16 protein-coding genes, 3 rRNA genes and 2 pseudogenes are annotated in these 21,432 nt (G+C 68.4%); 5 read left to right on the forward strand and 16 right to left on the reverse strand.

Going from position 1 to position 21,432, the window contains the following annotated elements; translation table 11 throughout:
- Window positions 1–116: 116 nt before the first annotated feature.
- From ACSU6Z_RS05625 to ACSU6Z_RS05635, 3 genes are read right to left on the reverse strand one after another with little or no spacing between them, the layout of a single operon-like run.
- Entirely contained in the window at window positions 117–1,028 is a 912-nt protein-coding gene (locus tag ACSU6Z_RS05625; RefSeq protein ID WP_437043452.1) for an NAD kinase, read from the reverse strand.
- Window positions 1,025–1,840, reverse strand: coding sequence for a TlyA family RNA methyltransferase (locus ACSU6Z_RS05630; protein ID WP_437043454.1), 816 nt, complete (start codon window positions 1,838–1,840; stop codon window positions 1,025–1,027). Before ACSU6Z_RS05630 ends, ACSU6Z_RS05625 begins: the two co-directional genes overlap by 4 nt.
- A 7-nt stretch (window positions 1,841–1,847) precedes the next feature.
- Window positions 1,848–2,177, reverse strand: coding sequence for a hypothetical protein (locus ACSU6Z_RS05635; RefSeq protein WP_437043456.1), 330 nt, complete (start codon window positions 2,175–2,177; stop codon window positions 1,848–1,850).
- 42 nt (window positions 2,178–2,219) lie between these two features.
- Between ACSU6Z_RS05635 and ACSU6Z_RS05640 the strand changes: the two genes are divergently transcribed.
- On the forward strand, window positions 2,220–2,567 hold the full coding sequence (locus tag ACSU6Z_RS05640) for a sterol-binding protein (protein WP_437043458.1): 348 nt from the start codon (window positions 2,220–2,222) through the stop codon (window positions 2,565–2,567).
- Here ACSU6Z_RS05640 and ACSU6Z_RS05645 read toward each other — a convergent pair.
- From ACSU6Z_RS05645 to ACSU6Z_RS05660, 4 genes are all read right to left on the reverse strand, one after another.
- Window positions 2,551–3,438: an ABC transporter ATP-binding protein gene (locus ACSU6Z_RS05645; protein ID WP_437043460.1), complete on the reverse strand. Its 888-nt coding sequence runs from the start codon at window positions 3,436–3,438 to the stop codon at window positions 2,551–2,553. The genes ACSU6Z_RS05640 and ACSU6Z_RS05645 overlap by 17 nt on opposite strands.
- Window positions 3,435–4,472: a FecCD family ABC transporter permease gene (locus ACSU6Z_RS05650; protein WP_437043462.1), complete on the reverse strand. Its 1,038-nt coding sequence runs from the start codon at window positions 4,470–4,472 to the stop codon at window positions 3,435–3,437. The genes ACSU6Z_RS05645 and ACSU6Z_RS05650 overlap by 4 nt, the downstream gene beginning before the upstream one ends.
- Window positions 4,469–5,512, reverse strand: a complete 1,044-nt coding sequence (locus ACSU6Z_RS05655; protein ID WP_437043464.1) for a FecCD family ABC transporter permease — start codon at window positions 5,510–5,512, stop codon at window positions 4,469–4,471. The genes ACSU6Z_RS05650 and ACSU6Z_RS05655 overlap by 4 nt, the downstream gene beginning before the upstream one ends.
- 128 nt (window positions 5,513–5,640) lie before the next feature.
- Window positions 5,641–6,672, reverse strand: coding sequence for an HAD hydrolase-like protein (locus ACSU6Z_RS05660; protein WP_437043466.1), 1,032 nt, complete (start codon window positions 6,670–6,672; stop codon window positions 5,641–5,643).
- Window positions 6,673–6,743: 71 nt separating this feature from the next.
- Here ACSU6Z_RS05660 and ACSU6Z_RS05665 point away from each other — a divergent pair, with 71 nt between their 5' ends.
- The gene (locus ACSU6Z_RS05665; protein WP_437043468.1) at window positions 6,744–8,048 is read left to right on the forward strand and encodes a DUF1015 family protein; all 1,305 of its coding nucleotides are present in this window, start codon (window positions 6,744–6,746) and stop codon (window positions 8,046–8,048) included.
- A gap of 80 nt (window positions 8,049–8,128) precedes the next feature.
- On the opposite strand, the gene ACSU6Z_RS05670 is transcribed toward ACSU6Z_RS05665, so the two are convergent.
- The 6 genes and pseudogenes from ACSU6Z_RS05670 to ACSU6Z_RS05695 all read right to left on the reverse strand — a co-directional run bounded on the left by ACSU6Z_RS05670 (window position 8,129) and on the right by ACSU6Z_RS05695 (window position 16,502).
- A complete protein-coding gene (locus tag ACSU6Z_RS05670; protein ID WP_437050193.1) occupies window positions 8,129–8,863 on the reverse strand; it encodes a tetratricopeptide repeat protein in 735 nt (244 codons plus the stop codon).
- A 15-nt stretch (window positions 8,864–8,878) separates the two neighbouring features.
- Window positions 8,879–9,958 (reverse strand): annotated as a pseudogene (locus tag ACSU6Z_RS05675) (hypothetical protein); the annotation flags it as partial.
- Window positions 9,959–10,082: 124 nt separating this feature from the next.
- Window positions 10,083–10,199 (reverse strand): 5S ribosomal RNA (gene rrf / locus ACSU6Z_RS05680).
- Between the two features lie 105 nt (window positions 10,200–10,304).
- A 23S ribosomal RNA gene (locus ACSU6Z_RS05685) occupies window positions 10,305–13,426 on the reverse strand.
- A 306-nt stretch (window positions 13,427–13,732) separates the two neighbouring features.
- A 16S ribosomal RNA gene (locus ACSU6Z_RS05690) occupies window positions 13,733–15,259 on the reverse strand.
- Together the 16S, 23S and 5S rRNA genes form the textbook arrangement of a ribosomal RNA operon.
- A gap of 601 nt (window positions 15,260–15,860) precedes the next feature.
- A complete protein-coding gene (locus ACSU6Z_RS05695; protein ID WP_437043470.1) occupies window positions 15,861–16,502 on the reverse strand; it encodes a DNA-3-methyladenine glycosylase in 642 nt (213 codons plus the stop codon).
- A 150-nt stretch (window positions 16,503–16,652) separates the two neighbouring features.
- Between ACSU6Z_RS05695 and ACSU6Z_RS05700 the strand changes: the two genes are divergently transcribed.
- The 3 genes from ACSU6Z_RS05700 to ACSU6Z_RS05710 all read left to right on the forward strand — a co-directional run bounded on the left by ACSU6Z_RS05700 (window position 16,653) and on the right by ACSU6Z_RS05710 (window position 18,751).
- A complete protein-coding gene (locus ACSU6Z_RS05700; RefSeq protein WP_437043472.1) occupies window positions 16,653–17,435 on the forward strand; it encodes a sporulation protein in 783 nt (260 codons plus the stop codon).
- 72 nt (window positions 17,436–17,507) lie between these two features.
- A complete protein-coding gene (locus ACSU6Z_RS05705; protein WP_437043474.1) occupies window positions 17,508–18,047 on the forward strand; it encodes a YbhB/YbcL family Raf kinase inhibitor-like protein in 540 nt (179 codons plus the stop codon).
- Between the two features lie 197 nt (window positions 18,048–18,244).
- Complete coding sequence (locus tag ACSU6Z_RS05710; protein ID WP_437043476.1) at window positions 18,245–18,751, forward strand: HNH endonuclease; 507 nt, start codon at window positions 18,245–18,247, stop codon at window positions 18,749–18,751.
- Between the two features lie 106 nt (window positions 18,752–18,857).
- Here the strand turns inward: ACSU6Z_RS05710 and ACSU6Z_RS05715 are convergent, their stop codons facing one another.
- The 3 genes and pseudogenes from ACSU6Z_RS05715 to ACSU6Z_RS05725 form a co-directional block, all read right to left on the reverse strand.
- Window positions 18,858–19,805, reverse strand: a complete 948-nt coding sequence (locus ACSU6Z_RS05715) for an SPFH domain-containing protein (protein WP_437043478.1) — start codon at window positions 19,803–19,805, stop codon at window positions 18,858–18,860.
- A 158-nt stretch (window positions 19,806–19,963) separates the two neighbouring features.
- Window positions 19,964–20,395, reverse strand: coding sequence for an NfeD family protein (locus ACSU6Z_RS05720; protein ID WP_437043480.1), 432 nt, complete (start codon window positions 20,393–20,395; stop codon window positions 19,964–19,966).
- A 372-nt stretch (window positions 20,396–20,767) separates the two neighbouring features.
- A pseudogene (locus ACSU6Z_RS05725) lies at window positions 20,768–21,298 on the reverse strand (ABC transporter ATP-binding protein); the annotation flags it as partial.
- Between the last annotated feature and the right edge of the window lie 134 nt (window positions 21,299–21,432).

Raw genomic sequence — 21,432 nt, forward strand, 5'->3', positions numbered from 1 at the left:
CCCACGGGCCACTCGTTGCGCGAGCGTTCCCGCTGCCGCGGGAGCGCTCCGCTCGTGTCCGGAAGGGGTTCCGGACACGCCGCCTCCCCCACCCGCGGGAGGCGGGACGCCGCGGGTCACGCCTGGTGCGGTGCCCCGCGCCATCCGGACACCGGCAGCGCGAACTTCGCCACCAGCCGGTCCGTGAAGGAGGCGTGGTGCAGCCGGGCCAGCCGCACCGGCACCGCCCCCCGCCGCACCTCCACCCGCGCCCCGGCCGGCAGCTCCACCGTCCGCCGCCCGTCGCACCACAGCACCCCCGGCGGGATGTGCGGCAGCACCTCCACCGCCAGCACCGAGTCCGGCGACGTCACCAGCGGCTTGGCGAACAGGGCGTGCGCGCTGATCGGCACCATCAGCAGCGCCTCGACCTCCGGCCACACCACGGGCCCGCCCGCCGAGAAGGCGTAGGCGGTCGACCCGGTCGGCGTCGCGCACACGATCCCGTCGCAGCCGAACCCGGTCACCGGCCGCCCGTCGATCTCCAGCACCACTTCGAGCATCCGCTCCGCGGACACCTTCTGCACGGCCGCCTCGTTCAGCGCCCAGTCGGTGTGCACGACGTCCCCGTTGCGGTGGACGACGACGTCGACGGTCATCCGCTCCTCGACCTCGTACGCCCGGCTCACCACCCGCTCGACGACCTGGTCGAGGTCGTCCCGCTCGGCCTCCGCGAGGAAGCCGACGCGTCCGAGGTTGACCCCGAGCATCGGCACCCCGGAGGCGCGGGCGAACTCGGCGCCGCGCAGCAGGGTGCCGTCACCGCCCAGCACGATGAGCAGCTCGCACCCGTCCAGGCTCTCCGGCGTGGCCTCCTTGACCAGCTCCACCTCGTTCGGCAGCGGCAGGTCGCACGCCTCCGCCTCCAGGACGCGCACGCCCAGCCCGGAGCGCAACAGCCCCTTGACCACCAGTTCGGCGCTGCGCACGGCGGCGGGCCGCCCGGTGTGGGCCAGCAGGAAAACAGTACGAGCTCGGTTCTGTGTCAACGCGGCCCCTCCGCCACTGCACGGTCGATGTCGGCCGGGTCCGCCTCCGGTGCCCCGGCCCGCAGCCACAGAAAGTACTCGACGTTGCCGGAGGGGCCGGGCAGCGGACTGGCGGTGACGCCCTGCACGCCGAGCCCCAGTTCCCACGCCTTGCCGGCGACGCCCCGCACGGCCTCGGCCCGCAGCTCGGGGCTGCGGACGACTCCCCCGCTGCCCAGCCGCTCCTTCCCCACCTCGAACTGGGGCTTGACCATCATCACCAGATCGGCGTCCGGCCTCGCGCACCGCACGAGGGCGGGCAGCACCAGTCCCAGGGGGATGAAGGACAGGTCCCCCACGACGAGGTCCACGGGCTCCCCGTCGATCGCCTCCAGCGTCAGTTCGCGCACGTTGGTGCGGTCCTTGACGGTGACGCGCTCATCGCTCTGCAGCGACCAGGCCAGCTGCCCGTACCCGACGTCGACGGCGACGACGTGCGCGGCGCCCGCGCGCAGCAGGACGTCGGTGAAGCCACCGGTGGAGGCCCCGGCGTCCAGTGCCCGCCGCCCCTGGACGGCCAGGCCCCGCGGCACGAACGCCTTCAGCGCCCCGGCGAGCTTGTGCCCGCCGCGGGAGACGTACTCCGGGTCGCTGTCGTCCCGCGCGACGACGATCGCCGCCGCGGTCTCCACCTGCGTGGCCGGCTTGGTCGCGACGGTCCTGCCCACGGTGACCCGCCCGGCGGCGATCAGCTGGCTGGCGTGCTCGCGCGAGCGCGCGAGCTTCCGGCGGACCAGCTCCGCGTCGAGACGGCGGCGTGCGACTCCTGCCACGTTCGGTTCAGCTCCTGCGGTCGTGCGTCGAATCGGGATCGTGGCCCGAAGGGCCTCGTTCGGGGGTGGTGGCCGGGTGACCGGTGGGATCCGGAGGTCCCGGGCGGGCGTCGAGCGCGGCGAGCGCGTCGCGCAGCCCCCGGTGTACATCCTCGTACACCTCGGCGTGGCCGTCCGTGGCGAGGTGGTCGGCGTCGGCCAGCCGCTCCAGGTGGGCGTCCACCTCGGCGTCGCCGGTGGGCGCGCGGGGGACGTGCAGCGGGGCGGGGCCGGCGGGGGCGTGCTCCGCCTCCGGCTCCGTTCCCGCCGCCTCGGCCGGGTCAACTGCGTCGTCCATGCCCTGACGCTACCCCGAACCGCTGGGGTACCGTCGGTCGCGATGGCCACGATCGAGGAGTGCCGCGCCGCACTCGAGACGCTCTCGGACAACATGCGGAATGCCGAGGGGGACGTCCGCGCGGCCGCGGCCCTGGACCGCTCGGTGAGCTGCCACGTCACGGACCTCGACGTCACCTTCGCCGGCCGCCTCGTGGACGGCCGGATCCGGGTCGACGACACCTTCCCCGGGCCGCCGCGCGACAAGGCCCGGATCAGGCTGGCCCTGACCGGCGACGACCTGCTGGCGCTGGTCGGCGGCGAACTGGACTTCGCCAAGGCGTGGGGTTCGGGCCGGGTGAGGCTGGAGGCCGGCCTGCGCGACCTGTTCCGCCTCAGGAGGCTTTTGTAGCCGCCGGCTCCCCGGAACCGGTGCCCGCCCCCTGCCGCGCCTTGCGCGCCGCCGGAACGATCAGCGGCGTCCCCGTCTCGGGGTCGTCGATGACCTGGCAGCGCAGCCCGAAGACCTCCTCGACCAGCTCGGCCGTGACGATGTCGTTCGGCGCGCCCTGGGCGATCACCCTGCCGCCGCGCAGGGCGATGAGGTGGGTGGCGTAGCGGGCGGCGTGGTTGAGGTCGTGCAGGACGGCGACCAGGGTGCGCCCCTGCTCCTCGTGGAGTTCCGCGCACAGGTCCAGCACGTCGATCTGGTGCTGGATGTCGAGGTACGTCGTCGGCTCGTCCAGCAGCAGCAGCGGCGTCTGCTGGGCGAGCGCCATCGCGATCCACACACGCTGCCGCTGACCGCCGGAGAGCTCGTCGACGTACCGGTCGGCGAGTTCGGCGACCCCGGTCTGCCGCATGGACTCCTGCACGACCCGCTCGTCCTCGGCGGACCACTGGCGCAGGACGCCCTGGTGCGGGTAGCGGCCCCGGCCGACGAGGTCGGAGACGGTGATCCCGTCGGGCGCGATCGACGACTGCGGCAGCAGGCCGAGGGTGCGCGCGACCTTCTTCGCGGGCATCGACTGGATGACCTGCCCGTCGAGCAGCACCCGGCCCTGGCTGGGCTTGAGCATCCGCGACAGGGCCCGCAGCAGCGTCGACTTGCCGCACGCGTTGGGGCCGACGATCACGGTGAAGGAGTTGTCGGGTATCTCCACCGACAGCTGCTCGGCGATGACGCGCTGGTCGTAGGCGAGGGTGACGTTCTCGGCGGACAGACGGTTCACGGTGCTCCTTTGGTGGTTCGGCCCGCTGCTGACGCTGGGGCCGGCGCTCATATCCGGCCCTTCCTGCGCTCGGTGACCAGCAGCCACAGCAGGTAGGCCCCGCCGAGGACGCCGGTGACCACGCCCACCGGCAACTGGTCGGCACCGAAGGCCCGCTGCGAAACCCAGTCGGCGGTGACCAGCAGGGCGGCGCCCATGCACAGGGACGGCAGCAGGTTCGGGCCGGGCGAACGGGTCAGGCGCCGGGCGAGCTGCGGCGCGGTGAGCGCGACGAAGCTGACCGGTCCGGCGGCGGCGGTGGCGGACGCGGTGAGCAGCACGGCGGCGACCAGCAGCAGCATCCTCACCCGCTCGACGCGCACGCCGAGGGCGTTGGAGATGTCGTCGCCCATCTCCATCATCCGCAGCCCGCGCGCGTTGAGGAGGACCAGCGGCACGAGGACGGCGCACAGCACGAGCAGCGGCCACACCTGGTCCCAGCCGCGGCCGCTGAGGGATCCGGTCATCCACACCACCGCGCGGGTGGCGTCGACGATGTCCGCCTTGGTGAGCAGATAGCCGTTGATCGCCGTCACGATCGCGTTCACGCCGATACCGACCAGCACCAGCCGGTAACCGTGCACGCCCCGCTTCCAGGCGAGCACGTAGATGGCGAGGCCGGTCACCAGGCCGCCGGCGAGCGCGCCGGCCGTCACCTGGGCCGCGCCCCCGGACAGCAGCACGATCACCGTGAGGGCGCCGGCCGTCGCGCCCTGCCCGAGACCGAGCACGTCCGGGCTGCCCAGCGGGTTGCGGGAGATGGCCTGGAACAGCGCACCGCCCAGCCCCAGCGAGGCACCGACCAGCAGGCCCGTCAGGACGCGGGGCAGCCGCAGCTCGTTGACGATGAACTCCTGGCCGGGGTTCCCCTGGCCGACGAGGGTCTTCAGCACGTCGGCGGCCGGGATCGGGAAGTCGCCGGTGCCGATCAGCACCACGCTCACGGCGAGCGCGGCGGTCAGCAGCAGGACGACGACGGTCACGGCGCGGACGTCGAGACGGAGCGAGAGGCCACCCGGGGTCCGCACGGCACGGTTGGTCTTCACAGCTGGGCCGTCCTCCGCCGTCGTACGAGAAAGATGAACACCGGGCCGCCGATGACGGCGGTCACGATGCCGACCTGGAGCTCGGCGGGCCGCGCGGCGATCCGTCCGAGGATGTCGGCGCCGAGCAGCAGCACGGGCGACAGGATCGTGGCGTACGGCAGGATCCAGCGCAGGTCGGGCCCGGTGAAGGAGCGGACGACGTGCGGCACCATCAGCCCGACGAACACGATCGGCCCGCAGGCGGCGGTCGCCGCCCCGCACAGCACGGTCGCGGCGAGCATGGCCAGCGCCCGGGTGCGGTTCAGGTCGGCGCCGAGCGCCTTGGCGGTGTCGTCACCCATCTCCATGGCGTTCAGCGGCCGGGCCAGGGCGAGCGCCAGGACGGTGCCGGCCACGAAGAAGGGCAGCACCCGCAGGATGGTCTCGTCGGTCGCCGAGGACAGCGAACCGACCGTCCAGAAGCGCATCGCGCCCAGCGCCGCGTCGTCCAGGATCATCACGGCCTGGAGGTAGCCGAAGAGCGCGGCGCTGATCGCCGTACCGGCGAGCGCGAGCCGCACCGGCGTCGCCCCCCGGCTGCCGCCGAGGAACCACACCAGCGCCCCGACGGCCGCCGCTCCCAGGAACGCGAACCACACGTATCCCGTGAGCGAGGTGACCCCGAGGAACGAGATGGCGGTGACCACCGCGGCGGACGCGCCCGCGTTGAGGCCCAGCAGCCCGGGATCGGCCAGCGGATTGCGGGTCAGCGCCTGCAGCACCGCGCCGGACAGGCCGAGCGCGGCACCGGCGAGGAGTCCGAGGACGGTCCTCGACAGCCGCTCGTCCACCACGACGTCGCCGTAGTCCCCCGAGGCGTGGAACAGGCCGTGCCAGACCTGTTCGAGGGAGAGGTCCTTCGCGCCGACGGCGATGCTCAGCATGACGACGAGAACCAGGACCGCCACGGAGACGAGCAGCCCAAAGGCACGTATCGCCCGGCGTCTCGGGGGCGCGGGGGCGGTTTCCGCGCGCTGTTCGGGAGGACTGTCGACCAACACGCGGTTAGGTTAGCCTACCCTCGCATTCGATCACGATCCCCGAGGCGTCCCGCCCTGTGGCGCCCGCCCGAGAACCGTACGTCCATCCGCCTCCCCACGGCACCCCTCGCACCGGTCCCGTACCGGATTCAGAGCCCCAGCCGCGCCAGCGCCTTCCCCGCCTCCAGCGTGCACACGTCCTCCCCGGCCGCGGTCCAGGCCGCCGCGCACAGCGCACGCAACCCGTCCAGGGCCTCACCGTCTCCCTCGAGCTCCAGCCGTCCCGCTCCGGCCGCCGCCGTCCAGCCACCGCAGCGGAACCCGCCGTCCGCCGCCCCGGTGACCTCCGGCTGCCCGGTGAGCAGCCCCCGCAGATCGGCGTCGACGTACGTCGGCCGGTGCTGCGGCGGCGCGGCCAGCAGCCGGGCCCCGTCGGTCACACCGGTCAGCACGAGCAGGGAGTCCACGTCCCCGTTGAACGCGCCCTCGATGTCGGTGTCCAGCCGGTCCCCCACCACCAGGGGCCGCCGCGCCCCCGTCCGCAGGATCGTCTCCCGGTGCATCGGCGGCAGCGGCTTGCCCGCGACCTGCGGCGTGGCGCCGGTGGCGATCCGCACGACCTCCACCGCCGCCCCGTTGCCCGGCGCGATGCCCCGCGCACCGGGAATCGTCAGGTCCGTGTTGGACGCGTACCACGGCACGCCCCGCGCGATGGCGTAGCACGCCTCCGCGAACCGCCCCCACGGCAGTTCGGGTCCGCCGTACCCCTGCACCACCGCCGCCGGGTCGTCGTCCGCGGACTCCACGGGTTCCAGTCCTCGCTCGCGCAGCGCCACCCGCAGCCCCTCCCCGCCGATCACCAGCACGCGCGCCCCCGCCGGCACCTGCTCGGCGATCAGCCGCGCCACCGCCTGCGCCGAGGTGATGACGTCGTCCGCCCCCGTCGGTATGCCCAGCTCGGTCAGGTGCGCGGCCACCGCGTCCGGGGTGCGCAGCGCGTTGTTGGTGACGTACGCCAAGTGCATGCCGCCCGCGCGGGCCTCGGCGAGCGAGTCGACGGCGTGCGCGATCGCGTTCCCGCCCGCGTACACGACACCGTCCAGGTCGAGCAGCGCCGTGTCGTACGCATCGCTCAGGGCCTGCCCGCTGCCCTCGGGCCTCGTCCTGACACTCCGGCTCATTTCGCATCGCTCCTCGTTCGACGGCTTTCCCCGATGATCCCCCATGCCACCGGCACACGTACGATGCCGGGATGGACGCCGGGACGAACACAGCAGGTCACTCGGAGACAACGGCGCACCAGGGCCTGGAACTCATCCCGTTCCGGGGCCTTCGCTACGACCCCGACCGGGTCGGCAGCCTGGCCGCCGTGACCTCCCCGCCGTACGACGTCGTGGTCCGCCCCGACGGCCTGCACCAGCTCGAATCAGCCGATCCGCACAACATCGTCCGCCTGATCCTGCCGCAGGCCGCCACCCCCGCCGCCCGCAACGAACAAGCAGGCCGCACCCTGCGCCGCTGGCGGGCCGAGGGCATCCTGGCCGACGACCCCGAACCGGGCCTGTACGTCTACGAGCAGCGCGACGGCGCGGGACTGCTGCAACGCGGCATCATCGGCGCCCTGCGCGTGTCGGATCCCGCCGAGAAGCTCGTCCTGCCGCACGAGGACGTCATGCCGCACGTCGTCGCCGACCGAGCGGCCCTCATGCGCGCCACCTCGGCGAACCTGGAGCCCCTCCTCCTGACCTACCGCGGCGACACCACGACCGCCGCGACGGCCGCCCTCATCGAGCGCACCACCGCTCGGCCGCCCCTTTTGTCGACCACCACGGACGACGGTTTCCGCCACCGCCTGTGGGCCGTCACCGACCCCGGCGACGTGGCCCGCGCCCAGGCCGACCTGGCCCGGCAGCAGGTGCTGATCGCCGACGGCCACCACCGCTGGGCCACCTACCGCAGGCTCCGCGCGGAGCATCCCTCCCCCAGCCCCTGGGACCACGGCCTGGTCCTCCTGGTCGACACGGCCCGCTATCCCCTGCGCGTCCGCGCCATCCACCGACTCCTGCACGGCCTGCCCGTGGCGGACGCGCTGACGGCCCTGAAAGGCCACTTCCGCGTCCGTCGCCTCACCGTCCCCCTGGACGAAGCCCTGACGGCGCTCGCCGGGGCGGCCCGAGCGGGCAACGCCTTCCTCCTCGCCGGCGACGGCGCCTTCCACCTCGTCGACCGCCCGGACCCGGCCCTGCTGGCCCGCACGGTCCCCGCCGACCGCCCGGAGGCCTGGCGCGCCCTGGACGCCGCGGTCCTGCACGCCACGCTCCTCCCCCACGTCTGGCGCGTCCCCGAGGACTCCCCGGCCCACATCGCCTACATCCACGACACCGCCGCGACCGTGGCCAAGGCGGAACGCGACGGCGGCACGGCGGTCCTGATGCACCCGGTCCGCGAGGACGTCGTCCGCGACCTCGCCCGCCAAGGCGTCACCATGCCCCGCAAGTCCACCTCCTTCGGCCCGAAACCGGCCTCCGGCCTGGTCCTGCGCGCCCTGGACCTCTGACACGCCGTCGGCCCCCGGACATGCCGAGGGGGCGGGATCCGCGCGCGGATCCCGCCCCCTCACTCGTCGGACACCCGCCGTCAGTCGCGGTCGTCGGTGCCGGGACCGTCCGCCGGCTCCCCCTCCGCGGCCTCCTCGTCGAGCGCGTCGACGAACTCGACACCGTCCAGCTCGGCCAGCCGGTCGGAGGCGTCGGTGCTGCCGTCGCGGTCGGACTCCACGGCCTTGGCGAACCACTCCCGCGCCTCGCTCTCCCGCCCGGCGGCCAGCAACGCGTCGGCGTACGCGTACCGCAGCCGAGCGGTCCACGGCTGCACGGCGTTGGAGGCCAGCTCGGGGCTCTGCAGCGTCACGATGGCCGCGTCCAGCTGCCCCATGTCACGCCGGGCGCCGGCCGCGACGAGCCGCATCTCGACCTGCCCGGCCTTGTCCAGCTTGTGCACCTCGGGCGCACCGGCCATCTCCAGCGCCTTCTCCGGCCGCCCGAGCCCGCGCTCGCAGTCGGCCATGAGCGGCCACAGGTCCACGCCGCCGGTCATCCGCCGCGCGGCCCGGAACTCGGCCAGCGCCTCGCTGTACTTCTGGTTCGCGTACGCCGCGAATCCGGCGGCCTCCCGCACGGCGGCGACCCGCGAAGCCAGCCGCAGGGCCACCTTGGAGTAGCCGTACGCCGCCTCGGGGTCCTCGTCGATCAGCCGGGCCACCATCACCAGGTTCCTGGCGACGTCGTCCGCGAGCGTCTTGGGCAGGCTCTGCAGCTCCTGCCGTACGTCCTTGTCGATCTCGTTGCCCGTGACGTCCTCGGGAATCGGCAGCCGCTTGATCGGCTCCCGGTCCCGCTCGTCCCGGAACCGGCCTCCTCCACGCCGGTCGTCCCGGCCGCGGTCGTCCCGCCGGCCGTAACTGCCGCGTCCGCGCTCATCGCGTCCACGATCGTCACGGCGGAATCCGCCGCGGTCGCCACGCTGGTCGTCCCGCCCGCGGAACCCACCACGGTTACCACGGTCATCGCGCCGGTCGTCACGGCGGAACCCGCCACGGTCGCCACGCTGGTCGTCCCGCCCGCGGAACCCACCACGGTCACCACGGTCATCGCGCCGGTCGTCACGGCGGAACCCGCCACGGTCACCACGGTCATCGCGCCGGTCGTCACGGCGGAACCCGCCACGGTCGCCACGCTGGTCGTCCCGCCCGCGGAACCCACCACGGTCACCACGGTCATCGCGCCGGTCGTCACGGCGGAACCCGCCACGGTCGCCACGCTGGTCGTCCCGCCCGCGGAACCCACCACGGTCACCACGGTCATCGCGACGGAACCCCTCACGGTCACCACGCTCGCCGCCCCGGCGGTCGTCACGGCGGTCGTCGCGGCGGTCGCCACGCTGGTCGTCCCGCCCGCGGAACCCACCCCGCTCGGCACGATCGTCACGGCGGCCGAAGCCGGCGCGCTCCCCACGCGCTCCCCGGTCGTCGTCACGCCGATGCCCGAAACGGTCCCCGTCCCGACGCTCTCCCCGGCGGTCATCCCTGGGATCGTCACGGCGGTCGTCACGGCGGCCAAAGCCGCCCCGTTCACCCCTGCTGTCGTCACGCCGGAAGCCGCCGCGTTCCGGTCGGTCGCCCCGATCGTTGCGGTCGGGTCGGTCATCGCGGCGGAAGGGGGGGCGGTCTCCGTCCCGGCGGAAGCCCCGGTCGCGATCGTCACGCCGGTCGTCACGGTGACCGTAGCCGCCCCGGTCACGGTCGTCGCGCCGGTAGCCGCCCCGGTTGCCTTCTCCGCGCTCCGCACGGTCCCCACGGTCGTTGCCATGCCGGGGTCCGCCTCGGTAGCCACCGCGGTCAGAACGGTCACCACTGTCCCGTCGCCGCTGGTCGCGCTCCGGTCGGTCGTCGGGAGAGTTGGTGGACATCGGTGACTCCTGTCTTCGGTACCACAGTTAATTCTCGCGCAGCCGGGTACCCAGCGCGCTCTGGAAAAACAAAAGGACCCCTGGTCCCAGCTGTACGCTGGCGACCAGGGGTCCTCCAATAATTGTTCGGCGGCGTCCTACTCTCCCACAGGGTCCCCCCTGCAGTACCATCGGCGCTGTAGAGCTTAGCTTCCGGGTTCGGAATGTAACCGGGCGTTTCCCCTACGCTATAACCACCGAAACCCTAATGGTTTCGAGCGAACAAGCACACTCTTCAATTGTTTGTTCTACTCAAAGCCGACAACTGTTCGTTGTCTCAGAACTAACACAGTGGACGCGAGCAACTGAGGACAAGCCCTCGGCCTATTAGTACCGGTCACCTCCACACCTCACGGTGCTTCCAGATCCGGCCTATCAACCCAGTCGTCTACTGGGAGCCTTACCCCATCAAGTGGGTGGGAGTCCTCATCTCGAAGCAGGCTTCCCGCTTAGATGCTTTCAGCGGTTATCCCTCCCGAACGTAGCCAACCAGCCATGCCCTTGGCAGAACAACTGGCACACCAGAGGTTCGTCCGTCCCGGTCCTCTCGTACTAGGGACAGCCCTTCTCAAGACTCCTACGCGCACAGCGGATAGGGACCGAACTGTCTCACGACGTTCTAAACCCAGCTCGCGTACCGCTTTAATGGGCGAACAGCCCAACCCTTGGGACCGACTCCAGCCCCAGGATGCGACGAGCCGACATCGAGGTGCCAAACCATCCCGTCGATATGGACTCTTGGGGAAGATCAGCCTGTTATCCCCGGGGTACCTTTTATCCGTTGAGCGACGGCGCTTCCACAAGCCACCGCCGGATCACTAGTCCCGACTTTCGTCCCTGCTCGACCCGTCGGTCTCACAGTCAAGCTCCCTTGTGCACTTACACTCAACACCTGATTACCAACCAGGCTGAGGGAACCTTTGGGCGCCTCCGTTACCCTTTAGGAGGCAACCGCCCCAGTTAAACTACCCATCAGACACTGTCCCTGATCCGGATCACGGACCCAGGTTAGACATCCAGCACGACCAGACTGGTATTTCAACGACGACTCCACCCCAACTGGCGTTGGAACTTCACAGTCTCCCAGCTATCCTACACAAGCCGAACCGAACACCAATATCAAACTGTAGTAAAGGTCCCGGGGTCTTTCCGTCCTGCTGCGCGAAACGAGCATCTTTACTCGTAGTGCAATTTCACCGGGCCTATGGTTGAGACAGTCGAGAAGTCGTTACGCCATTCGTGCAGGTCGGAACTTACCCGACAAGGAATTTCGCTACCTTAGGATGGTTATAGTTACCACCGCCGTTTACTGGCGCTTAAGTTCTCAGCTTCGCCTGGACGAATCCAAGCTAACCGGTCCCCTTAACGTTCCAGCACCGGGCAGGCGTCAGTCCGTATACATCGCCTTACGGCTTCGCACGGACCTGTGTTTTTAGTAAACAGTCGCTTCTCGCTGGTCTCTGCGGCCACACCCAGCTCCGGCAGCACGTGCCTTCACCAGACGTGGCCCCCCTTCTCCCGAAGTTACGGGGGCATTTTGCCGAGTTCCTTAACCATAGTTCACCCGAACGCCTCGGTATTCTCTACCTGACCACCTGAGTCGGTTTAGGGTACGGGCCGCCATGAAACTCGCTAGAGGCTTTTCTCGACAGCATAGGATCATCCACTTCACCACAATCGGCTCGGCATCAGGTCTCAGCCCCATGTGCGACGGATTTACCTACCGCACGGCCTACACCCTTACCCCGGGACAACCACCGCCCGGGATGGACTACCTTCCTGCGTCACCCCATCACTCACCTACTACCAGCTCGGGCCACCGGCTCCACCACTCCGACCTCGTCCGAAGACTCGGCCGACGGCTTCACGGGCTTAGCATCACTGGATTCGATGTTTGACGCTTCACAGCGGGTACCGGAATATCAACCGGTTATCCATCGACTACGCCTGTCGGCCTCGCCTTAGGTCCCGACTTACCCTGGGCAGATCAGCTTGACCCAGGAACCCTTAGTCAATCGGCGCACACGTTTCTCACGTGTGAATCGCTACTCATGCCTGCATTCTCACTCGTCAACCGTCCACAACTACCTTCCGGTGCTGCTTCACCCGGCAGACGACGCTCCCCTACCCATCACAGCAGGCGTTGGCCCGTATGCTGCAATGACACGACTTCGGCGGTACGCTTGAGCCCCGCTACATTGTCGGCGCGGAATCACTAGACCAGTGAGCTATTACGCACTCTTTCAAGGGTGGCTGCTTCTAAGCCAACCTCCTGGTTGTCTCTGCGACTCCACATCCTTTCCCACTTAGCGTACGCTTAGGGGCCTTAGTCGATGCTCTGGGCTGTTTCCCTCTCGACCATGGAGCTTATCCCCCACAGTCTCACTGCCGCGCTCTCACTTACCGGCATTCGGAGTTTGGCTAAGGTCAGTAACCCGGTAGGGCCCATCGCCTATCCAGTGCTCTACCTCCGGCAAGAAACACACGACGCTGCACCTAAATGCATTTCGGGGAGAACCAGCTATCACGGAGTTTGATTGGCCTTTCACCCCTAACCACAGGTCATCCCCCAGGTTTTCAACCCTGGTGGGTTCGGTCCTCCACGAAGTCTTACCTCCGCTTCAACCTGCCCATGGCTAGATCACTCCGCTTCGGGTCTTGAGCGTGCTACTCCACCGCCCTATTCGGACTCGCTTTCGCTACGGCTACCCCACCCGGGTTAACCTTGCAACACACCGCAAACTCGCAGGCTCATTCTTCAAAAGGCACGCAGTCACGAGAGTGAAGCAAGCTCCACTCCGACGCTCCCACGGCTTGTAGGCACACGGTTTCAGGTACTATTTCACTCCCCTCCCGGGGTACTTTTCACCATTCCCTCACGGTACTATCCGCTATCGGTCACCAGGGAATATTTAGGCTTAGCGGGTGGTCCCGCCAGATTCACACGGGATTTCTCGGGCCCCGTGCTACTTGGGTGTCTCTCAAACGAGCCGCTGACGTTTCGACTACGGGGGTCTTACCCTCTACGCCGGACCTTTCGCATGTCCTTCGCCTACATCAACGGTTTCTCACTCGTCTCACGGCCGGCAGACCGTGAAAGAGAGATCCCACAACCCCGCATACGCAACCCCTGCCGGGTCTCACACGCATACGGTTTGGCCTCATCCGGTTTCGCTCGCCACTACTCCCGGAATCACGGTTGTTTTCTCTTCCTGCGGGTACTGAGATGTTTCACTTCCCCGCGTTCCCTCCACACTGCCTATGTGTTCAGCAGCGGGTGACAGCCCATGACGACTGCCGGGTTTCCCCATTCGGACACCCCCGGATCAAAGCCTGGTTGACGACTCCCCGGGGCCTATCGCGGCCTCCCACGTCCTTCATCGGTTCCTGGTGCCAAGGCATCCACCGTGCGCCCTTAAAAACTTGGCCACAGATGCTCGCGTCCACTGTGCAGTTCTCAAACAACGACCAGCCACCCGTCACAACCCGCCGAAGCAGACCTTTACCGGGGCCGGCGACTGAAGGCGACCTTGCGGCCGAACCCTCAGACACCCAACAGCGTGCCCGACACCCCTCGCTGACAAGAACCACGTTCCACGCCGAAGCAGTACTAGCGCTCTCATCATCCGAAGTGTGCCGAGTAGTCAACGTTCCACCCATGAGCAACCAGTGCGAGACGTTCGCTCGCATGCTGGCCTCTGACCCGGACAAGTCCGAGTAAGAAGTGCTCCTTAGAAAGGAGGTGATCCAGCCGCACCTTCCGGTACGGCTACCTTGTTACGACTTCGTCCCAATCGCCAGTCCCACCTTCGACAGCTCCCTCCCACAAGGGGTTAGGCCACCGGCTTCGGGTGTTACCGACTTTCGTGACGTGACGGGCGGTGTGTACAAGGCCCGGGAACGTATTCACCGCAGCAATGCTGATCTGCGATTACTAGCGACTCCGACTTCATGGGGTCGAGTTGCAGACCCCAATCCGAACTGAGACCGGCTTTTTGAGATTCGCTCCACCTCACGGTATCGCAGCTCATTGTACCGGCCATTGTAGCACGTGTGCAGCCCAAGACATAAGGGGCATGATGACTTGACGTCGTCCCCACCTTCCTCCGAGTTGACCCCGGCGGTCTCCCGTGAGTCCCCAGCACCACAAGGGCCTGCTGGCAACACGGGACAAGGGTTGCGCTCGTTGCGGGACTTAACCCAACATCTCACGACACGAGCTGACGACAGCCATGCACCACCTGTACACCGACCACAAGGGGGACCCTGTCTCCAGGGTTTTCCGGTGTATGTCAAGCCTTGGTAAGGTTCTTCGCGTTGCGTCGAATTAAGCCACATGCTCCGCCGCTTGTGCGGGCCCCCGTCAATTCCTTTGAGTTTTAGCCTTGCGGCCGTACTCCCCAGGCGGGGCACTTAATGCGTTAGCTGCGGCACGGACGACGTGGAATGTCGCCCACACCTAGTGCCCACCGTTTACGGCGTGGACTACCAGGGTATCTAATCCTGTTCGCTCCCCACGCTTTCGCTCCTCAGCGTCAGTATCGGCCCAGAGATCCGCCTTCGCCACCGGTGTTCCTCCTGATATCTGCGCATTTCACCGCTACACCAGGAATTCCGATCTCCCCTACCGAACTCTAGCCTGCCCGTATCGACTGCAGACCCGGGGTTAAGCCCCGGGCTTTCACAACCGACGCGACAAGCCGCCTACGAGCTCTTTACGCCCAATAATTCCGGACAACGCTCGCGCCCTACGTATTACCGCGGCTGCTGGCACGTAGTTAGCCGGCGCTTCTTCTGCAGGTACCGTCACTTGCGCTTCTTCCCTGCTGAAAGAGGTTTACAACCCGAAGGCCGTCATCCCTCACGCGGCGTCGCTGCATCAGGCTTGCGCCCATTGTGCAATATTCCCCACTGCTGCCTCCCGTAGGAGTCTGGGCCGTGTCTCAGTCCCAGTGTGGCCGGTCGCCCTCTCAGGCCGGCTACCCGTCGTCGCCTTGGTGAGCCATTACCTCACCAACAAGCTGATAGGCCGCGGGCTCATCCTGCACCGCCGGAGCTTTCCAGCCTCACGGATGCCCGTGAAACTCGTATCCGGTATTAGACCCCGTTTCCAGGGCTTGTCCCAGAGTGCAGGGCAGATTGCCCACGTGTTACTCACCCGTTCGCCACTAATCCACCCCCGAAGGGGCTTCATCGTTCGACTTGCATGTGTTAAGCACGCCGCCAGCGTTCGTCCTGAGCCAGGATCAAACTCTCCGTGAATGCTTCCCCGTACTCGGGGCGACACACACGAGAGCGGTGCGAGAGGAGGAATAATCCTCCCGCACACAGCATCCTCGCTGTGATTTTTCAAAGGAACCTCGACCATCGGAAAGATCCGACGGACGGGGCATCAACATATCTGGCGTTGACTTTTGGCACGCTGTTGAGTTCTCAAGGAACGGACGCTTCCTTCGTACTCACCCTCTCGGGCTTTCCTCCGGGCGCTTCCCTTCGGTGTCTCCGACTCTATCAGATCGTTTCCCGATCCGATTTCCTCGGTGCTTTCCAGGTTCCCGCTTCCGCGTTTCCCTTTCCGGCGATCCCGACTTTATCAGATCCTTTCGGGCCTGATTCCCAGTCAGCGGGAGTCGTCTGAGGCTTCCGGACTTCCGCCCGTCGGCCTTTCGACATTCACTACGTTAGCCGATCTCCCTGCGGACTCATAATCGAGTCCTGCGAGTCCGAATTCAGGCATGCGGACACGCCGAATTCATCCCCGTCGAGGGAGAGTCGTAGGTAGTGGGTTGGCCGCTTCGGCTGCAGGCGATTGCCGTACCCGGTTCAGCGGCTCGGAATACACTACGCATCCTGCGTCGGCGTGTCAACTGCGGCGGCGCCTCGGGGTGTGGGGGCGATATGGACTCACCGTCGGGTCGTCGGTGATCCAGAAGCGCCAGGGGTGGACGCCGCCCTCGCCGGCCACTCCGGTGCGCGGGCCGCTGCTGACCTGGTCGCGCGGTGCGGGGGCGCCGGTGAAGATGCTCAGGGGAGCGTCCTCGGCGGAACAGGCGTCCGCGCCGTCCAAGGTCCGGTCCACGTCCAGGGCGGTGGCGAGACGGGCGGGACCTTTGGCCAGTTCCTTGTCGTTGCGGGCCGAGAGCCGACGGGTGCGGGCCAGTTCGGCGCCCTCGATGATTTCGCCGGCACGGAGCAGAACGCCGCTCGCCCGGCCTTCGGGACCGCACACGAGGTTCATGCAGAACCACATGCCGTAGGTGAAGTAGACGTACACGTGTCCGGGAGGGCCGAACATCACCGCGTTGCGGGCCGTGCGACCGCGGTAGGCGTGGGAACCGGGGTCGTTCGGGCCGTCGTAGGCCTCGACCTCGGTCAGGCGGAGAGCGATCGGACCGTCGGGGGTGCTGCGGACGAGGACGCGGCCCAGGAGGTCGGGGGCGACGTCGAGGACGGGCCGGTCGAAGAAGCTCCTGGGCAGGGGCGTACGGTCAGGCGTCGCGATCATGCCGTACGAGCGTACTGCAGACGAGTGCCGCACCGGGGGACAGGCGACCCCCCGCCTTGCCGGGCGGGAAGCGGAACCGGGCACGGCCGGATCGCGTTCCTAGGGGACAGATGTCCGCGGTGACCAGCCGTCCACTGATAAGGGAGAGACATGGCGTTCAAGAAGCTGCTCGCGAGCCTGGGAGCCGGCGGGGCTTCGGTCGAGACGGTGCTGAACGAGGTCAACGTCGTTCCCGGCGGTGTCGTCCAGGGTGAGGTGCGGATCCAGGGCGGGTCCGTCAACCAGCAGATCGAGACGCTCTCGGTCGGGCTGCAGGCCAAGGTCGAGGTGGAGAGCGGCGACCAGGAGTACAAGCAGGACATCGAGTTCACGAAGGTGCAGCTCGGCGGTGCTTTCGAGCTCCAGGCGAACGCCGTGCACGCGGTGCCGTTCGGGTTGGAGATCCCGTGGGAGACGCCGATCACGATGATCGACGGACAGCCGCTGCGCGGGATGAACATCGGTGTGACCACGGAGCTGGCGATCGCGCGGGCCGTGGACTCCGGCGACCTGGACCCGATCAACGTGCACCCGTTGCCGGTGCAGAAGGCGATCCTGGACGCCTTCGTCCAGCTGGGCTTCCGGTTCAAGAACGCGGACCTGGAGCGCGGCCACATCCGGGGCACGCGGCAGAAGCTGCCGTTCTACCAGGAGATCGAGTTCCTCCCGCCGCAGCAGTACCGGGGGCTGAACCAGGTGGAACTGAGCTTCGTGGCCGACGAGCACGCCATGGACGTCGTCCTGGAGATGGACAAGAAGCCGGGGCTGTTCAGCGAGGGGAGCGACACGTTCCGGTCGTTCCAGGTGGGGCTGAACGACTACCAGGCGACCGACTGGGCGGCGTACCTGAACCAGTGGCTGTCCGAGGTCGGCAGCAAGCGCAACTGGTTCTAGGCTCGGGAACTACCGATTCCGCCGATCGGCGGAATCGGGAATCCCCCCAGGAACCGATCAGGAGGTACCGAGGTGACCGAGCTGAAGAGGCCGCCGCTCCCCCATGACTTCCATCCGCCCGTGCCGTCGTTCACGGTGACGAGCGAGGACGTCGAGGAGGGCGCGAGGCTCAAGGACGCTCAGGTCTACGCGGAGGGCAACACCTCGCCGCAGCTGCGGTGGGAAGGCTTCCCGGCCGAGACCAAGAGCTTCGCCGTGACCTGCTACGACCCGGACGCCCCGACGGGCAGCGGGTTCTGGCACTGGGTGGTGTTCGACATCCCGGCCTCGGTGACCGAGCTGCCGGCGGGTGCGGGCAGCGGGAAGTTCGAGGGGCTGCCGGAGGGTGCCGTCCAGGTCCGCAACGATTACGGCACCAAGGACTTCGGCGGTGCCGCGCCGCCGGCCGGCGACGGCCCGCACCGGTACGTCTTCACCGTGTACGCCGTGGACCAGGAGAAGCTGGGGCCGGACGCGGACGCGACGCCCGCGGTCGTGGGTTTCAACCTGCGGTTCCACACGATCGCGCGGGCCCAGCTGATCGGTGAGTACGAGGTGCCCGCCCACAGCTGATCGGCCGAGCGTTCACGGAACGTTTGCCCGTCTCCGGTCTTGGAAGTGATCGGAGACGGGCATTTTTTTGTTGCCGGGGGGCGGCGGGGTTCCCTCGTGGGGGCAGCGGATATTGCGTTGTCCCTCCCGGTGTGCCCGGCCAGAGTTGATCCCAGCCCGCCAGGGGGTGGGCCGGTGCACACGGGAGGTGGGCTGGTATGCGGGACACGCTGGTGCTGAACGCGAGCTTCGAGCCGCTGTCGACGGTGACGCTGAACCGAGCCGTCGTTCTGGTGCTTCAGGACAAGGCCGTCGTCGAACAGGCCCACCCCGAAGTGCGGATGCGGGGAGCGACGGTCGACATACCGGCGCCCCGGGTGATCCGGCTCTGCCAGTACGTACGGGTGCCGTTCCGAAGACGAGCGCCGTGGTCGAGGCGGGGTGTGCTGGTCCGGGACCGGCACCGGTGCGCGTACTGCGGCGGGCGCGCGACGACCGTGGACCACGTGGTGCCGCGGTCCCAGGGTGGGCAGGACACGTGGCTGAACACGGTCGCCGCGTGCGCGCAGGACAACCACCGCAAGGCCGACCGGACGCCGGAGGAGGCGGGGATGACGCTGCTGCGGCAGCCGTTCGAGCCGACGCCGGCGGACGCGATGCTGCTGGCGCTGGGACAGGAGGACCTCTCGGCGCTGCCGGACTGGTTGGCTCTGGGCGCTGCGTGACGAGCGCCGCGAGGACTTGAGGGGCTGATCGGCTGCGGGGGGGCCGGTCGCGCGGTGCCCCGCGTCCCTCGGGAGGGCGCGGGGCACCGTGTGCCGGGAGCGGCTGTCAGTCGATCGACGGCTTCTCGCGGCGTTCCGTGCCGCTGTTGCCGTTGCCGCCGTTGGCCGAACCGCCGCCCATGGCGCCGAAGTTGCCCACGGCGCCGGACAGGCCCTTGAGTGCGTCCCCGATCTCGCTGGGGACGATCCAGAGCTTGTTGGCGTCGCCTTCGGCGATCTTCGGCAGCATCTGGAGGTACTGGTAGGAGAGCAGCTTCTGGTCCGGGTCTCCGGCGTGGATGGCCTCGAAGACCGTGCGGACGGCTTGGGCCTCGCCCTCGGCGCGCAGCGCGGCGGCCTTGGCCTCACCTTCGGCGCGCAGGATCTGGGACTGCTTCTCGCCCTCGGCGCGCAGGATCTCGGACTGCCGGACACCTTCGGCCTGGAGGATCGCGGCGCGCTTGTCACGGTCGGCGCGCATCTGCTTCTCCATCGAGTCCTGGATGGAGGTGGGCGGCTCGATCGCCTTGAGTTCGACGCGGTTGACGCGGATGCCCCACTTGCCGGTGGCCTCGTCGAGGACGCCGCGCAGGGCCGCGTTGATCTCCTCGCGGGAGGTCAGGGTCCGTTCCAGGTCCATGCCGCCGATGATGTTGCGCAGCGTGGTGACGGTGAGCTGTTCGATGGCCTGGATGTAGCTGGCGACCTCATAGGTGGCGGCCCGGGCGTCGGTGACCTGGTAGTAGATGACGGTGTCGATGTTGACGACCAGGTTGTCCTGGGTGATCACCGGTTGCGGCGGGAACGGGACTACCTGTTCACGCAGGTCGATGCGGTTGCGGATGGTGTCGATGAACGGGACGACGATGTTGAGGCCCGCGTTCAGGGTCCGTGTGTAGCGGCCGAAGCGCTCGACGATGGCGGCGCTGGCCTGTGGGATGACCTGGATCGTCTTGATCAGGGCGATGAAGACCAACACCACCAGGATGATCAGGACGATGATGACCGGTTGCATCGTCGTTCCCCGTCCCCTTCTCCGTCTTCGCCCCTCGGCGCTTTCGGCAGCTCTTGCGAATCGTGCACGATCTTACGGCTGTTGAAGATCTTGCTGGTCGAGTCTGACAGACCGTCGCGTGCCCTGGGGGGAGTTCGCGCCACTTGCGTCAGGGGGGATCACAGGACGATCGCCGTGGCCCCCTCGATGTCCACGACGTCCACCTCCTGCCCCACTTCGTAGGCGCGGCCGGTGTCGAGGGCGCGCGCGGACCAGACTTCGCCGGCGAGCTTGATCCGGCCGCCGGAGCCGTCGACGCGCTCCAGGACGACGGCCTGTCTGCCCTTCAACGCCTCGACACCGGAGACCAGTTGGGGCCGCTGGCGGTGGTGCCGCGCGGCGATGGGCCGCACGACGGCGATGAGGGCGACCGAGACGACGGCGAAGACGAGGACCTGGATCACGAGGCCCGCGCCCAGTCCGGAGGCGACCGCGGCGGCGACCGCGCCCACGGCGAGCATCCCGAACTCCGGCATCGCGGTCACGACGAGCGGGATTCCGAGCGCTGCCGCGGCGACGAGCCACCACACCCATGCGTCGATGTTGGTCACATGGTCATGGTAGGTCCGCGAGCCGGGGCGCGGACAGGGCGCCGTGCGGCTCACGGCGGCATCCGGCCCGCGCACCGGCGCGGTGTCGGCGGGTACCGGGAAGGGTCAGGACAGCGGGAGGCCCTGGGCGGTCCAGCGGTCCCCGACCCGCTCGACGACGAGCGGCAGACCGAAGCAGAGGGAGAGGTTGCGGGAGGTGAGTTCGAGCTCGATCGGGCCGGCGGCGAGGACCTTGCCCTGACGGATCATCAGGACGTGGGTGAAGCCGGGGGCGATCTCCTCAACGTGGTGGGTGACCGTGATCATCGAGGGGGCGATCGGGTCGCGGGCGAGGCGTCCGAGACGGCGGACGAGGTCTTCGCGGCCGCCGAGGTCGAGGCCGGCGGCGGGCTCGTCGAGGAGCAGCAGTTCGGGGTCGCTCATCAGGGCGCGGGCGATGAGGGTGCGCTTGCGCTCGCCCTCGGAGAGGGTGCCGAACCGGCGGTCGAGGTAGTCGGACATGCCGAGGCGGTCGAGGAAGGCTCGGGCGCGCTGTTCGTCGATGTCCTCGTAGTCCTCCCGCCAGGTGGCGGTCATGCCGTACGCGGCGGTCAGGACGGTCTGCAGGACGGTCTGGCGCTTGGGGAGCTTGTCGGCCATGGCGATGCCGGCCATGCCGATGCGCGGACGCAGTTCGAAGACGTCGGTGCCGGGCCTGCCGAGGGTCTCGCCGAGGATGGTGGCGGTGCCCGTGGTGGGGTAGAGGTAGCTGGAGGCGACGTTGAGGAGGGTGGTCTTGCCGGCGCCGTTGGGGCCGAGGATGACCCAGCGCTCGCCCTCCTTGACCGACCAGGAGACCTGGTCCACCAGAGCCCGGCCCTCGCGGACCACGGATACGTTCTGAAGCTCCAGAACATCGCTCATGAGCGCGTTGTCTCCCCTTGCAGTGTGGCCGGTCTCGGCTGTCGCGTACGCCTGTGGCTCGGTGGACCCGCCGGTGGGCGGGGCCCTCAACGAATCTACGCCACCGGTCGGCTTATCCGTTCCATCGGTCCGGT

The organism is Streptomyces sp. enrichment culture (assembly GCF_964273145.1).
Classification (GTDB): Bacteria; Actinomycetota; Actinomycetes; order Streptomycetales; family Streptomycetaceae; genus Streptomyces.